The organism is Bacteroides sp. AF25-5LB, from assembly GCF_003602965.1.
Classification (GTDB): Bacteria; Bacteroidota; Bacteroidia; order Bacteroidales; family Bacteroidaceae; genus Bacteroides; species Bacteroides uniformis.
Genome location: NZ_QTMC01000017.1, coordinates 17722 through 32895, shown reverse-complemented (window position 1 = coordinate 32895; position 15174 = coordinate 17722). Strand labels below are relative to the sequence as shown.

13 protein-coding genes and 1 riboswitch are annotated in these 15174 nt (G+C 49.5%); of the genes, 6 read left to right on the top strand and 7 right to left on the bottom strand.

Annotation, left to right across the window (positions count from 1 at the left end; all coding sequences use genetic code 11):
* Window positions 1–4 precede the first annotated feature (4 nt).
* Window positions 5–1372 carry a DNA repair protein RadA gene (gene radA, locus DWY57_RS16605; protein ID WP_119962116.1) on the bottom strand — a complete coding sequence of 456 codons (1368 nt, stop codon included), beginning with the start codon at window positions 1370–1372 and terminating at the stop codon, window positions 5–7.
* 120 nt (window positions 1373–1492) lie between these two features.
* Here radA and DWY57_RS16600 point away from each other — a divergent pair, with 120 nt between their 5' ends.
* Complete coding sequence (locus tag DWY57_RS16600) at window positions 1493–2035, top strand: carbonic anhydrase (RefSeq protein ID WP_117599240.1); 543 nt, start codon at window positions 1493–1495, stop codon at window positions 2033–2035.
* 10 nt (window positions 2036–2045) lie between these two features.
* Here DWY57_RS16600 and DWY57_RS16595 read toward each other — a convergent pair whose 3' ends face one another.
* Window positions 2046–3083 (bottom strand): asparaginase, encoded by a 1038-nt coding sequence (locus DWY57_RS16595; RefSeq protein WP_119962115.1) that lies wholly within the window; start codon window positions 3081–3083, stop codon window positions 2046–2048.
* Between the two features lie 448 nt (window positions 3084–3531).
* Between DWY57_RS16595 and thrA the strand changes: the two genes are divergently transcribed.
* Genes thrA through thrC form a run of 3 tightly spaced genes read left to right on the top strand, consistent with a single transcriptional unit; the run spans window position 3532 to window position 8544 of the window.
* On the top strand, window positions 3532–5964 hold the full coding sequence (thrA, locus tag DWY57_RS16585) for a bifunctional aspartate kinase/homoserine dehydrogenase I (protein WP_117599242.1): 2433 nt from the start codon (window positions 3532–3534) through the stop codon (window positions 5962–5964).
* 21 nt (window positions 5965–5985) lie between these two features.
* Window positions 5986–7236 (top strand): cofactor-independent phosphoglycerate mutase, encoded by a 1251-nt coding sequence (locus DWY57_RS16580; RefSeq protein ID WP_117599243.1) that lies wholly within the window; start codon window positions 5986–5988, stop codon window positions 7234–7236.
* 6 nt (window positions 7237–7242) lie between these two features.
* Window positions 7243–8544 carry a threonine synthase gene (thrC, locus tag DWY57_RS16575; RefSeq protein ID WP_117599244.1) on the top strand — a complete coding sequence of 434 codons (1302 nt, stop codon included), beginning with the start codon at window positions 7243–7245 and terminating at the stop codon, window positions 8542–8544.
* 442 nt (window positions 8545–8986) lie between these two features.
* On the opposite strand, the gene DWY57_RS16570 is transcribed toward thrC, so the two are convergent.
* Window positions 8987–9310 carry a type II toxin-antitoxin system RelE/ParE family toxin gene (locus tag DWY57_RS16570; RefSeq protein WP_117966352.1) on the bottom strand — a complete coding sequence of 108 codons (324 nt, stop codon included), beginning with the start codon at window positions 9308–9310 and terminating at the stop codon, window positions 8987–8989.
* A complete protein-coding gene (locus tag DWY57_RS20965) occupies window positions 9295–9462 on the bottom strand; it encodes a hypothetical protein (RefSeq protein WP_016274202.1) in 168 nt (55 codons plus the stop codon). The genes DWY57_RS16570 and DWY57_RS20965 overlap by 16 nt, the downstream gene beginning before the upstream one ends.
* 70 nt (window positions 9463–9532) lie before the next feature.
* Here DWY57_RS20965 and DWY57_RS16565 point away from each other — a divergent pair, with 70 nt between their 5' ends.
* Window positions 9533–10441, top strand: a complete 909-nt coding sequence (locus DWY57_RS16565; protein WP_119962114.1) for a DMT family transporter — start codon at window positions 9533–9535, stop codon at window positions 10439–10441.
* On the opposite strand, the gene DWY57_RS16560 is transcribed toward DWY57_RS16565, so the two are convergent.
* The 3 genes from DWY57_RS16560 to DWY57_RS16550 are packed head-to-tail and all read right to left on the bottom strand — an operon-like array spanning window position 10401 to window position 14048.
* Window positions 10401–11078 (bottom strand): thiamine diphosphokinase, encoded by a 678-nt coding sequence (locus DWY57_RS16560; protein ID WP_117599246.1) that lies wholly within the window; start codon window positions 11076–11078, stop codon window positions 10401–10403. The genes DWY57_RS16565 and DWY57_RS16560 overlap by 41 nt on opposite strands.
* Before the next feature lie 7 nt (window positions 11079–11085).
* Window positions 11086–11736: a nicotinamide riboside transporter PnuC gene (pnuC, locus tag DWY57_RS16555; RefSeq protein WP_119962113.1), complete on the bottom strand. Its 651-nt coding sequence runs from the start codon at window positions 11734–11736 to the stop codon at window positions 11086–11088.
* Complete coding sequence (locus DWY57_RS16550) at window positions 11736–14048, bottom strand: TonB-dependent receptor (RefSeq protein ID WP_119962112.1); 2313 nt, start codon at window positions 14046–14048, stop codon at window positions 11736–11738. The genes pnuC and DWY57_RS16550 overlap by 1 nt, the downstream gene beginning before the upstream one ends.
* Window positions 14049–14081: 33 nt before the next feature.
* Window positions 14082–14178: riboswitch (TPP riboswitch) on the bottom strand.
* A gap of 122 nt (window positions 14179–14300) precedes the next feature.
* Between DWY57_RS16550 and DWY57_RS16545 the strand changes: the two genes are divergently transcribed.
* The gene (locus DWY57_RS16545) at window positions 14301–15152 is read left to right on the top strand and encodes a mechanosensitive ion channel domain-containing protein (RefSeq protein ID WP_009037240.1); all 852 of its coding nucleotides are present in this window, start codon (window positions 14301–14303) and stop codon (window positions 15150–15152) included.
* Window positions 15153–15174: the final 22 nt, after the last annotated feature.

Below are 15174 nucleotides of genomic sequence, written 5' to 3'. Positions count from 1 at the left end.
ATGATTATCCGAATAGGGCACGGAATGCTTCTTCCACCTTCCGTACCGGTATCAATTCCATTTTAATCTTCTTCGTGTTCAGTCCTTGCATATTATACTTGGGAAGTATGAATCGCTTGAATCCAAGTTTCTCTGCTTCTCCGATACGTTGCTCTATGCGGTTCACTGGGCGGATTTCACCTGACAGACCTATTTCTCCCGCCATGCACACCTCCGGCTCTATGGCCGTGTCCATGTTGCTGGAGAGGATAGAACTGATGACGGCAAGGTCTATTGCCGGGTCGTTCACTTTCAATCCGCCGGCAATGTTGAGAAAGACGTCTTTCTGTGCCAGCTTGAAGCCTACACGTTTTTCCAATACGGCCAGCAGCATATTCATGCGGCGGATGTCGAACCCTGTGGCAGAGCGTTGCGGGTTACCATATACGGCACTGCTGACCAATGCCTGCGTTTCGATGAGGAACGGTCTGATGCCTTCTATCGCGGAGGCGATGGCTATGCCGCTCATACCTTCATGGTCCTGGTTCAGCAGCAGTTCGGATGGGTTGCTCACCTGGCGCAATCCATCTTGCCGCATTTCGTAAATCCCCAGTTCGGCAGTACTTCCGAAACGGTTCTTGATGCTGCGCAGGATACGGTACATGTAGTGTTGGTCGCCCTCGAACTGGAGTACGGTATCCACGATATGTTCCAGTACCTTGGGGCCGGCTATGCTTCCTTCCTTATTGATATGCCCGATGAGGATGACCGCCGTATGCATTTCCTTGGCAAAGCGCAGGATGGAGGCGGAACATTCCCGTACCTGGGCGATGCTCCCAGGCGACGATTCAAGGGTTTCGGTAGAAATTGTCTGTATGGAGTCGATGATGACTATATCCGGGCGAATATTTTTGATGTGGACGTAAATCTGTTCCAGGGAAGTTTCGCACACGATGAGGCAGTCACTGGAGGTGCTTGTCAAGCGGTCGGCACGCAGTTTCAATTGGCGGGTGCTTTCTTCGCCGGATACATAGAGAATACGTTTTTCCGGTATGCGGAGTACGGTCTGTAGCACCAGGGTGGATTTCCCAATACCCGGTTCGCCGCCAATCAAAACAAGAGAACCTTGTACAAGACCACCACCCAGTACCCGGTTCAGCTCGGCATCATGGAGGTCGATGCGCGGTTCGTCATCGGCTACAATCTCATGGAGGGTTACGGGTTTGGCTTTGGCGGTTTCTATGCCCGATACGGGACGCTTGTTCACCACTTCTTTCCGTACCACCTCTTCCACATACGTGTTCCACATTCCGCACGACGGACACTTGCCTACCCATTTGGGAGAGTCTTGTCCGCAGTTGCTGCATACATAAACCGTCTTTTCTTTAGCCATAGTTGCGCATTCCTTCTAAAATGATTGCCCAAAGGTACAATTTTTCAATGCAGGGCTTGCAGACTCCCATAGAGTTTTTTTATTTTTGTGAGTAGAAAACAATAACATGTTATAAAAGCCATGATAGAAGATATTCTTGCATACAACAAGCGTTTTGTTGCCGAGAAGGGATATGAGAAATACATCACGAATAAATACCCGGATAAGAAGATTGCCATCCTCTCTTGTATGGATACCCGTTTGACCGCTTTACTGCCGGCGGCCTTAGGTATCAAGAACGGTGATGTGAAGATGATAAAAAATGCGGGTGGAATCATTTCACATCCGTTCGGTAGCGTCATCCGTAGTCTGATGGTGGCCATCTATGAGTTGGGAGTGACGGAAGTTATGGTTATTGCCCACTCCGATTGTGGTGCGTGCCATATGAGCAGTGCCCAGATGATAGAGCATATGAAGACCCGGGGTATCAAGCAGGAGACGATTGATATGATTCGTTTCTGCGGAGTGGATTTCGAGTCCTGGCTATATGGGTTCGAAGATACGGAGAAATCGGTAAAAGGTACGGTGGAAGCCATTGTCAACCATCCGCTGATACCGGATGATGTCAATGTCAGCGGTTTCATAATAGATTCTGTGACGGGAGAATTGACCCCGGTGCAGTGATAGTTGTGCTTCACACGGTAATTTCCCCTGCCAGCGGTCGTCCCATCAGTTCGCGTATTTCGGCAGGTGGATAATCGTGCCCCAGAAGGAACATCAGCTTGGTTACGGCAGATTCCGTTGTGCTGTCATATCCGCAGACAACTCCTGCCTGCATCAGGTGGTAACCGGTTTCATAGCGCTCCATTTCAACGGTGCCGGCACTGCATTGGGTGACGTTGACAATGATGATGCCTTGTTCGCAGGCATCATGCAGGCGGCGTAGAAACCATTCCTTTCGGGGAGCGTTGCCGGAACCGTAGGTTTCGAGGACTACGGCCTTCAGTCCTTTAGTGGCAAGTATGGCTGCCACGACATTTTCCTGAATACCTGGAAAAAGCTTCAGTATGGCGATGTTGGTATCGAGCAGATAATGAGGCTCCAGTTCGCGGGGAGTGCCGTGTGTATGAATCTGCACATTATTATATTTAATATGTATACCGGCAGAAGCGAGTACCGGATAATTGAAGGAGCGGAAAGCATTGAAGTTCTCCGCGTTCATTTTGGTGGTACGGTTGCCGCGCATCAGGTGATTTTCGAAGAAGATGCAGACTTCGGGTACGATGGGCTGTCCGTTGGAGTGGCGGTCGGTGGCTATTTCGATGCTGGTCAGCAGGTTTTCCTTGCCGTCTGTGCGGAGCACGCCAATGGGCAGTTGCGAGCCGGTTAGGATGACGGGCTTGTTCAGCCCTTCAAGCATGAAGCTGAGTGCGGAAGCTGTGTAGGCCATGGTGTCTGTGCCATGCAGGATGACGAAGCCTGTATATTGGTTGTAGTTGTTGCTGATGATGCGTACCAGTTTGCGCCAGGCATCGGGGTCCATGTCCGAGGAATCCATGGGCGGGTCGAATTGATAAGTGTCGATACGGAACGCAAATCTCTGAAGCTCGGGAACATGTTTCTGCAACTGCTCGAAGTTGAAGTTTTCCAGGGCGCCGGTTTCTGCATTCTCTATCATTCCGATAGTTCCACCGGTGTATATTAGCAAAACGGAAGTGTTTTCTGGGTTCATGCGCACTTTTCTTTCATGTTTTCCATGCAAATATAATGATATATATTGAGAATGATAGCAAAATGTTAGAAAAGAATAAACGGATATACAGAAAAAAGGTATGGAAAGTGTGAAAGTGTAAGCCGTAAGTTGCGCATATTTCTTGCCTTTTTAAAGGCTTTCTGTATTTTTATCGCAAAAAAGTCGTAAAAAGTGATAGATTGAATGTTTTTATTGTTACTTTTGCAACACTTATCATAAACGATAGAAACAAGAGACAATGAACAAGTACTATCAGCATACAGTCACATCCATGTGGACCATGACCCTTAGGGGTTAGGGATAGTATTTTGTGTTTCTACGTGTTACACCATTTTCAAGCAGTTTTTCCATTTAATAAAAGTCAATGCAAGCCGTATCAGCTTGTTTCCGACACATTGTATCAACCATCTCAACAATATAAAGAGAAATGAAAGTAATGAAATTCGGCGGAACGTCCGTAGGTTCCGTGAACAGTATTTTGAGCGTCAAGAGAATTGTAGAAGCAGTCGATGAACCGGTTATCGTGGTAGTGTCCGCATTGGGTGGCATCACGGACAAGTTGATTAACACCTCCAGAATGGCGGCAGCCGGTGATGCTTCTTACGAGAATGAGTTCCGGGAGATTGTTTACCGTCATGTGGAAATGATTAAGGAAGTGATTCCGGCAGGCGAGGAGCAGGTTGCCTTGCAACGTCAGATTGGCGAACTGCTTAATGAGCTGAAAGATATTTTTCAGGGTATTTATCTGATAAAGGACCTTTCGCAGAAGACGTCCGATACGATTGTGAGCTATGGCGAACGGCTTTCATCTATCATCGTGGCACAACTGACGAGAGCTGAATGGTTTGATTCACGTAAGTTTATCAAGACGGAGAAGAAACATTCCAAGCATGTGCTGGATACGGAGCTGACAAATTCGTTGGTGCGCGAAACATTCAGCAGCCTGCCCAAACGCGTATTGGTTCCGGGGTTTATCTCCACAGACAAAATGACGGGAGAGGTAACGAACCTGGGTAGAGGTGGTTCCGACTATACAGCGGCAATCATTGCTGCCGCACTGGATGCCGACAGTCTGGAAATTTGGACGGATGTAGACGGGTTCATGACAGCTGACCCGCGTGTGATTTCCAGGGCATACACTATCAATGAATTGAGCTATGTGGAAGCTACGGAGCTTTGTAACTTCGGTGCGAAAGTGGTCTATCCGCCTACAATCTATCCGGTTTGCCACAAGAACATTCCCATTTTGGTAAAGAATACCTTCAACCCGGAGGGGGCGGGAACTGTCATCAAGCGAGAGGTTTCCGACCCGCAAAGCAAGGCCATCAAGGGTATTTCATCCATCAATGATACGAGTTTGATTACAGTGCAAGGCCTTGGTATGGTAGGTGTTATCGGTGTGAACTACCGTATCTTCAAGGCGCTGGCAAAGAATGGCATCAGTGTGTTCCTTGTGTCCCAGGCTTCTTCGGAGAATTCAACGTCTATCGGTGTGCGCAATGCGGATGCTGACCTGGCTTGCGAGGTGCTGAACGAGGAGTTTGCCAAAGAAATAGAGATGGGAGAAATTTCTCCTATTCAGGCAGAAAAGAACCTGGCTACCGTGGCCATCGTAGGCGAGAACATGAAGCATACGCCGGGTATTGCCGGAAAGCTGTTCGGTACGTTGGGGCGTAACGGTATCAATGTGATTGCTTGTGCTCAGGGTGCTTCGGAAACCAACATCTCGTTTGTAGTGGACAGCAAATCATTGCGCAAATCGCTGAATGTCATCCATGATTCTTTCTTCTTGTCGGAATATCAGGTACTGAATCTCTTTATCTGTGGCATAGGAACCGTAGGCGGTAGCCTGATAGAGCAAATCCACAGCCAGCGCCAGAAGCTGATGCAGGAGAACGGCCTGCAATTGAATGTAGTGGGCATTGCCGATGCAAACAAAGCCATGTTCAGCCGCGAAGGTTTCGATTTGGGACGTTTCCGTGAAGAACTGCAGGAGAAGGGAAAGGACAGCTCTCTGGAAACGCTGCGTAATGAGATTATCGGTATGAACATCTTTAACTCTGTCTTTGTGGACTGTACGGCAAGTGCAGGCGTGGCTTCCCTTTACAAGGACTTGCTGCTGCACAATGTTTCGGTAGTGGCTGCCAACAAGATTGCCGCTTCTTCTGAATACGAGAACTATCGTGAACTGAAACAGATTGCCCGCCAACGCGGTGTGAAGTACTTGTTTGAAACAAATGTAGGTGCCGGACTCCCCATCATCAATACCATTAACGACCTTATTCATAGCGGTGATAAGATATTGAAGATTGAAGCCGTGCTGAGCGGTACGTTGAACTATATTTTCAATAAAATCAGTGCCGACATTCCTTTCAGCAAGACCATTAAGATGGCACAGGAGGAACGTTACTCCGAACCCGATCCGCGTATCGACCTCAGCGGAAAGGATGTTATCCGCAAACTGGTGATTCTGGCACGCGAGGCCGGTTACTGTTTGGAACAGAGCGATGTTGAGAAGAACCTCTTTGTGCCCGATGACTTCTTTGAAGGCTCCCTGGATGACTTCTGGAAGAAAGTGCCGAGCCTCGATGCCGATTTCGAGGCCCGTCGCAAGGTGTTGGAAGCCGAGAACAAGCATTGGCGTTTCGTAGCCAAGCTGGAAAACGGCAAAGCATCTGTCGGCTTGCAGGAAGTCGGCGCTAACCATCCGTTTTACGGTCTGGAAGGCAGCAATAACATCATCCTGCTGACCACGGCACGTTATAAGGAATATCCGATGATGATACAAGGATACGGAGCCGGTGCGGGTGTAACGGCTGCGGGGGTATTTGCGGATATTATGAGCATTGCAAACGTTTAATCCAAATCGTAATATAAAAAGATGAAACACATCATTATATTGGGTGATGGTATGGCCGACTGGCCCGTGAAGGCTCTGGGAGGCAAAACCTTGCTGCAGGCGGCTGCAACTCCCTATATGGACAAGCTGGCACGCATGGGACGTGTGGGAAGGCTGGTGACGGTGGCCGAGGGATTTCATCCCGGCAGTGAGGTGGCGAATATGTCCGTTCTGGGCTATAACCTGCCGAAGGTGTACGAAGGTCGCGGTCCGTTGGAGGCGGCGAGCATCGGTGTGGACTTGCAGCCAGGTGAGATGGCGATGCGCTGCAATATTATCTGCATCGAGGGAGACAATATCAAGAATCATTCTGCCGGGCACATCACTACAGAGGAAGCGGATGTGTTGGTGAAATACCTTCAAGAGCATCTGGGCGACGACCGCGTGCGTTTCCATACGGGCGTGCAATACCGCCATCTGCTGGTAATAAAAGGAGGGGACAAGCGCATTGACTGTACGCCGCCCCACGATGTCCCTTTGAGGCCTTTCCGTCCGTTGATGGTGAAGCCGATGGAGGGGACGGAGAATATTTCGGTCCCCGAAGGCGGTGCAGAGCTTACTCCGAAGCAGACTGCCGATTTGATTAACGATTTGATTATCCGTTCGCAAGTGTTGCTGGAAAACCATCCGGTCAACATGAAGCGGAAGTCCGAGGGTAAGGACCCTGCCAATAGCATCTGGCCGTGGAGTCCCGGTTATCGTCCGCAGATGGAGCGCCTTTCAGACAAGTTTCCGCAGGTGAGGCGCGGCGCCGTGATTTCTGCCGTGGATTTGATTAACGGTATCGGCTACTATGCGGGGCTGCGGCGTATCACCGTAGAAGGTGCGACGGGGCTTTATGATACCAACTATGAGAATAAGGTGGCTGCCGCCCTCGATGCATTGCGGACGGATGATTTTGTCTACCTGCATATCGAAGCCAGTGATGAGGCCGGTCATGAAGGAAACGTCCCCTTGAAGATTATGACGATTGAGAATCTGGACAGCCGTGCTGTAGGTCCTATCTACGAGGCTGTGAAGGATTGGGAGGAACCCGTTGCCATCTCCGTATTGCCTGACCATCCCACTCCCTGCGAGCTCCGTACGCATACGGCCGAACCTGTTCCATTCCTCATCTGGCATCCGGGTATCGAGGCTGACGAAGTACGGACATTTGATGAAGTGGCAGCCTGTGAAGGCAGTTACGGACTGATGAAAGAAGACGAGTTTATCAATGAATTCTTTAATTTTTAATTTAATATGAAATATTATAGCACCAACAAACAAGCTTCCGAAGTCACTCTTGAAGAGGCCGTGGTAAAGGGGCTTGCCGCAGACAAGGGGCTTTTCATGCCCTTTACAATCAAAACTCTGCCACAAGAGTTTTACGATAGCATCGATACACTCAGCTTTCAGGAGATAGCCTATCGCGTGGCAGATGCTTTCTTTGGTGAGGATGTTCCTGCCGATACGCTGAAACAGATTGTTTATGACACACTCAGTTTCGATGTCCCTCTGGTCCGGGTGACGGAGAATATTTATTCGCTTGAGCTGTTCCATGGTCCGACACTTGCCTTTAAGGATGTAGGCGGTCGCTTCATGGCGCGTTTGCTGGGGTACTTTATCAAGAAAGAGGGCAAGAAGCAAGTCAATGTGCTTGTGGCTACTTCCGGTGATACGGGGAGTGCCGTTGCCAATGGTTTCCTCGGTGTGGAAGGCATACACGTCTATGTGCTCTACCCGAAGGGAAAAGTCAGTGAAATCCAGGAGAAACAGTTCACTACCTTAGGGCAGAATATCACGGCCATTGAGGTTGACGGTACGTTCGACGATTGCCAGGCTCTGGTTAAATCCGCTTTTATGGACGGGGAACTAAACGAGCACCTGCAACTGACCAGCGCCAATTCCATCAACGTGGCGCGTTTCTTGCCGCAGGCATTCTATTACTTTTATGCCTATGCTCAACTGAAGCGTGCCGGTAAGGGAGACAATGCCGTCATTTGTGTACCCAGTGGTAACTTCGGCAATATCACTGCCGGCCTTTTCGGCAAGCGTATGGGACTACCCGTGGAACGCTTTATCGCTTCCAACAACCGCAATGATATCTTCTTCCAATATTTGCAGACGGGCATTTATACACCGCGTCCCAGTATCGCTACCATTGCTAACGCGATGGATGTGGGCGACCCGAGCAACTTTGCTCGCATACTCGACCTTTACGGAGGCAGCCATGCCGCCATCTCTGCCGAAATCAGCGGTGCCACTTATACCGATGAGCAGATTGCCGAAACTATGCGGGAAGTGTGGAAGAAGGACCATTACCTGCTCGACCCGCACGGAGCCTGCGGCTTCCGCGCTTTGGTCGAAGGACTGAAACTCGGTGAAACGGGCGTGTTCCTTGAAACGGCTCATCCGGCGAAGTTCAAGGATACAGTCGAGAAGATTATCGGTGAAGCCGTAGAAATACCAGCCAAGCTGCAGGCCTTTATGCGCGGTGAGAAGAAGAGCCTGCCGATGTCGAAGGATTTCGCGGACTTCAAGCAATATCTGATGCATGTATAAAGAATGGGACGTCAGTAAAGAAAAACACCGGATTGCTTGACATTGCCTTTCGGATGTTGTATCTTTGTAACTGCAATCTTAGTTCAGATTCAATTTTAAATTAGCATAAAAAGGAGAGGCGTCGCTTCTCCTTTTTTGTTGTGTTCTTCCGTCACTTCATTTGCTAAACCTTAGGGTTTACTCTCCTGAACCAGTGCTTTACAGATTTAATCCTCCACTTCAGCAAGCGGAATAGCGGGCATTTGCTTGGAAAATCCCAGTGGTTTTGACGAAAAGCTCGGATGTTTCGGATGATATGTTCAGCGCCGACAGATGGTGTGTCGAGGATAAACAGATGATATGTTCGGGACGGATACATGGTTTGTTCCGGCTATATGAACGGACGATAATGCGTCTGTTCCGTTAATCTTCCATAAATCTGCTCTTGACAAGATTGGCTGCTTTATTCTGTATCGGGTTCTTCCCGGATGAGGTCTATCATGCTGCCCAACTTATGATGGTTGTTCCATAGTACAAGCACTTCTATCTTCCGGAGACTGTGCCGGTAAAGAAGCGTATAGTCGGGATGCGGGATGATGTACCGTATGTTCTCTGCTTCGGTGGGCTGTCCGATAAACGGATTCAGCGTGATGCGGTACAATGCATTTTGGAATAAGGAGTACAGAACCCCGCCACACCGTTTGTTGCCATCTCTTTCTTGCGAGGAAATCAGCAGGCCCTTCAGCGCCTCTTTGGCGAGGGGCGACCATATTATTTGTTTAGCCATGCCTTCACCTCCTTACTGATTGTGACGTCCTCTTGTCCTTCTCCCTCATCCAGTTGCCGGCAGGCTTTCTTAAGGTCATGGCGTAGCCGGGTGGAGAATGCGAGGACTTGCTTTGTTTGCTGAGACGATTGTTCTTCTTTAACTTTTGCCATAGTGTTATCTCCTTTTTCTCCTAAAACATTTCAAAGTAATGAATTGTTTGAGGGGAAAAATACGAAGCTGATGAAAGATAAGAAACTGGAAGCCAATCTCAGTATGGTTGCATCGCGCGTCATGGCGGGGTTGAATATGAATGGATTGAAATTTCTGCTCCCTTTGTGGCTGGGTGCATTGACGGGTGTCACGGTGCGTTGTGTCTTTGCTGCCGTGGCATTTTGGATAACAGGCTGGTTTGTAAAGGAGGCACCGGCCACAAGGCGGCAACGGATAGGGCTGTTCTGCCTGGGGGCTTTCGGACTCTACGGGTTCATGTTCTGCTATCTGCTGGGCATCAGTAAGACGACTCCGGTTTCCAGTGCCATCTTCAACTCCATGCAGCCCATTTGGGTCTTTCTGATATCTGTCTTTTTCCTGCACGAAAAGGCTACGCTGATGAAGATAATCGGCATAGCGCTGGGTTTTGGCGGTGCGTTGCTGTGCATCCTTACGCAAGGCAGTGATGACTTGGCGCACGATGCGTTTACGGGCAACATGCTCTGCATGGTGAGCTCGCTGGTCTTTACCGTTTACTTGATTGTGAGCAAGAAACTGCTGGAAGAGGTCGGGGTAGTGACGATGATGAAGTACATCTTTGGCGGTGCGGCAGTAACGGGATTGATTGTGTCGTCCATTATAGGCTGGGATGCACCCTTGCTTACGGATGCCTTGCATGGGAAGTGGCACTGGGTGCCGTGGGCGGTGTTGGCGTTTGTGCTGGTTTTCCCTACTTACCTCAGTTACTTTCTGGTTCCGGTGGGCTTGAAGTATCTCAAGACGACGGTTGTATCCATGTACAGCTATCTGATATTGGTGGTGACTACCGTTGTTTCCCTCACCTTGGGGCAAGACCGTTTCAGTTGGACGCAAGCCGCTGCCATTGCCATGATTTGTATCAGCGTGTACTTTGTTGAAGTGGCGGAAGCGAAGAAGTAGTGACGAATACCAGGTATTCCCCTTCCGCCTCGATGGTGAATTCCGTACCGGTGCATTCGTTAAGTGTGCCTTGCCACCAGTTGGTGAAGTCGCTGAGAGGATAGACCAGTCCTTTGCCATGCAGACCGTGTGCAGTGAAATTGATGATGGATACTTGCTGTCCGGGATGGCTTGGGAAGGTGCGGGTACCCCGGCAGGGGATGAAGATGCCGTAATCGGTATAGGTACGTACATCGGCTCCGGCACGGAGATAGTCGATGAGCAGGCTGATATTTCCCAGTGTATGGTCTTCACGTTTGCCCGTGGCACCGATGATGGCGATGCGGCGTTTGCCTTGCGCCAGCAGGAAGTTGACGGCTTTGGTCTGGTCGTTGGTTTCCTGGTCGCTGATACGGTGCAGGATATGTCCGAACTTCCGGCGGTTTTCATCACTGAGGGAGTCGCCGTCGCCGATGATTATGTCGGGAGTATGACCCCGGCGGATGTATTCGTTCGCTCCGCCGTCGCAGCAAACCACGTATGGCGCTTCCGCCAATATCTTCAAAGGCAGGGGACCGGCAGGATATTCCCCATTCGCTAAAACTACGGCATCAATAGTTGATAATTGCTCGTTGCTCGTTGATAGTTCGTTTTTCATATCTTTCTTAATCCCTAATCTCTAATCCTTCGTCTTTGCTCATCATCTTTCTCCATTTGAAGTAGCCAAAGATAGCTATAATTGTGTAAAGGGCATATAGTCCGGCTGTAAAATCAAGTCCTTTGTAGATGTACAGTCCGGCGCTAACGGCATCTACCGCAATCCATGCCCACCATTGCTCTACATATTTCCGTGCCAGCATCCACATGCCGGCTATGCTCAGTGCGGTGGTGAAGGAGTCCAGCCAGGGCACATTGCTGTCCGTGAAGTTTATCAATATCCAGGCAATGCCAAGCAGAGCGGCGATGAATACGGCGGTAAGCGGCAGCAAGTAGCGCGCCGGCATATGGGTGATAGGAAGTTCCAGTTTTTGTTCTTCTGTTCTTGTGTCCTCTCCTTTCTGTCCTGCACCTTTCCGCCGCAAGATAGTCCGGCGCAGAAATGCTCCGTACTTCCACATCATCCAGCCGTAGATGGCAGCACCCAGATAATAGATGTTGATGCCGAAATCTGCATACAACCCCGCATCATAGTAGACAAAAATATAGACGGCAGGCATAATGATGCCCGCTATCCAAAGATAAATGCTTGCCCGGTACTCCAACCAGAGATAGAGAATCCCGACCACAGTGCCTATAATCTCAAGAATATGTTCCATCAGAAATTGATTGCTATATGTCCCAATACATTCGTTCCCGCCTGGGCAGCGTAGCCGGCATAGTTGTAACGGACTTTTCCTCCGTTATCGTCGAGATAGTATCCGCTGCCTGCGTATCCGTTATTCTCGTATTCTTCATTGAACAGATTATAGATAGTGCACCCTATGGTTATCGACTTTACTTTAGGCAACTTGAAGGTATAGGACAGATTCAGGTTGCTTACGAAATAAGCATCCAGCGTGCACTCCTCTTGCTTGGCGTTACTCATGTATTGCTTGCTGATATATTGTGACTGTAACGAGGCTTCGAATCCCTTGAACGTATAGCCGAAGCGGTTGTTCAGTATGAAGTCGGGAGAGAATGCGATGGGGGTATCTCCGTGTTCGATGACCCATGCTTCCGACCCTGCCTCCTCGTTTTCAAAAAGTGTCTCGGTAAAGTTCTGCACACGGTTCTTGCTGAGTGTGGCATTGATATCCCATTGGAAGCCGCAGTCCAGTTTGATGCCAGCCATCAGTTCAATACCCGTACGGTAGCTGTCGGGCACGTTGCTGGCCATGGCTTCGCCTATCTCGTTCAGCTCTCCCGTCAGTACCAGCTGGTCTTTATAGTCCATATAGTAGAAGTTGGCACCCGCATGGAGCCATGAGTTGGCGAAGGTATATCCCAGTTCGTAGTCGAACAAGCGCTCAGCCTTGGGATGTTCGGTGAAGTAGCCGTCGGTGTAGTTGTTGCGCGTAGGCTCTTTATGGGCTACGCTGAACGAACCGTATAGGCGGTGGTTGCGGTCGATTTGCCAGGACAGTCCGGCTTTCGGGTTGAAGAAGTCGAAGTCTTCGTCAATGTCCAATTTTTGCATTCCCGGAGTGGTGGCAGTCCAGTTGTACTTGTCGTTCAGTCCGTTTATCTTGTAGTTGATGTGGCGGTATTGCAGGTCGAGGTAGGCGCTGAGGCCGCTTACCAGTTCATAATTGGCTTTCAGATAAATATTTCCGTCGTTCTTTGTGGCGTTGTTGCGGTAGTAGTCGTGGTCGGGGTTCAGTTCGCCGATATAGTTCTTTACCCAAAGCACTTTTCCGAAGTGGTCGCCGTCATAGCGGTTCAGTGCACCGCCTAGCGAGGCATGCAGACGGTCGGCTTTGTAGCTTACGGAGAAGATTCCGCCGCCAAACCAGTTGTCCATTGCCTTCTTGCGGATAAGGTCGCTTACTTCTATCTTGCCGCCGTTGTATTCGAAAGGCGACATGCCGTACTCTGCCAACGAGCGTTCGCCTTTATATTCCTGGTAGTACCCGTCGCCTTTGGTGTAGTGCAGGCCGATATTCAGATTCCATTGCGAGGTGAAATTGTGGTTGAACAGCAACTGGTAATTCTTCTGCGTATAGTTGTCGGTCTGGTCGTCATAGAAATGCAGTGCACCTCCTTCGTCCGTGAGGTAATGCTTCTCGCCGTTGTCGTCTTTATAATATTCTTTGCTGTATACATGGCCGTCCCGGTCGGTGGCGTACATGAATCCGCAGGAATTGTAACGCCGTCCGTAACGTTCCATCTCCTCCTTGCTGGCATAGTTCCATGCGTGGTAAGTGCGCTCTTTGCCGGCAAAGGTTATCAGTTTGACGGAGGTATTGTCATTGTAGTATCCTCCTTGCAGATAATAGGAGTTCAGTCCCACAGATGCCCGGTCTATATACCCGTCCGTACTGATGTTGGAGAGCCGCGCATCGAACGACCAATGATTGTTGATGAGTCCCGTTCCCACTTTCACCGTCTCCTTGTGCGTATGGAAGGAGCCGTAGGAACCGTTGAATTCTGCATAGGGTTTCATGGAGAAATCACCCGTCTGCATGTTGATGCTGGCACCGAAAGCTCCTGCACCGTTCGTTGAGGTACCAGCTCCGCGTTGTACCTGCATGTCCTTGACGGAGGAGGCGAAGTCCGGCAGGTTGACCCAGAATACCGTGTGACTCTCCGCGTCGTTGATGGGAATACCGTTGGCGGTGACGTTGATGCGTGTGCCGTCTGTTCCGCGGACTCTCAGCGTGGTGTAACCCACCCCGGCACCGGCATCGCTGGTAGTAATGGCGGAGGGTGTCATGCTCAACAGATACGGCAGATCTTGTCCGAAATTCTGTTTTTTCAGTTGTTCTTTGCCTATATTGGTGAATGCCACCGGTGTGCTGCTTGTGGCACGTGTGGAGATAACTTCCACTTCCTGCAGGTTTATCACCCGCAGGCTGTCTTGTTCTTGTGCCTGCGCACAGACACCCAGTGCTGCCGTCAGGAGGCAGACCGCCATTGCATGTCTCTTCATTTGCAATTGTTTCGTTTAGATGAATACAGAAAAGGGGAACTTTTCTTCTTTTCCCTCCGCCGGCATTACCCGGATCAGGTTAATGGGTATGATCTCAGCCCGTCGTATTAGGGCACCCCTTAGTTGAAATCGGGGCAAAGGTAGGAGTTTTCGTCGAAAGTGGCAAGTTAAGTGAACGAAACTCAGAGTTATTTGTTAATTTTGTAGCATTAATTTTAAAAAAAGAATATAGTTATGTTATCATCTTTATTCATGGCAGCCTTTGCTGCCCAAGTTGCTGACGATGGTTTCAGCAAACTGCAGATATTCCTTCAGCAATTGATAGATTGGGGCGTAAGTGCCGGTGGACGTATTATTGGAGCTGTCATCATCTTTGTGGTAGGACGGTTCTTGATTTCCTTTCTTAGGAAAATGCTGGCGAGGTTATTGGCAAAAAGACATGTGGATGCCAGTATCCAGAGCTTTGTGAAAAGTTTAGTCAATATCTTGCTGACCATTCTGCTGATTATTGCCGTTATCGGCAAATTGGGAGTGGAAACTACTTCATTTGCAGCTTTGTTGGCATCTGCCGGTGTGGCTATCGGTATGGCACTTTCCGGAAACTTGCAGAACTTTGCGGGTGGATTGATTGTACTGTTGTTCCGTCCTTTCAAGGTAGGCGACTGGATTGAAAGCCAGGGAGTGTCCGGAACGGTACGTGAGATTCAAATCTTCCATACGATTCTGACCACAGCCGACAATAAGGTAATCTATATACCTAACGGTGCGTTGAGCAGTGGTACAGTGACTAATTACAGCCGTGAGGATACGCGTCGTGTAGATTGGGTGATCGGTGTAGAATATGGTGAGAATTATGACAAGGTAGAGAGCACCGTGCGTCGTATCATCTCCGAAGACAGCCGTATCTTGAATACTCCCGAGCCGTTTGTGGCTCTTCATGCCCTGGATGCCAGCAGTGTGAATGTGGTGATTCGTGTTTGGGTGAAGAGCGGAGACTACTGGGGCGTTTATTTTGATATGAACAAGAAGATTTACTCCGTATTCAACGAGGAAGGTATCGACTTCCCATTCCCGCAGTTGACGGTGCATCAGGCGAAAGACTGAGTGGGCTACAAGTTTCAATTTA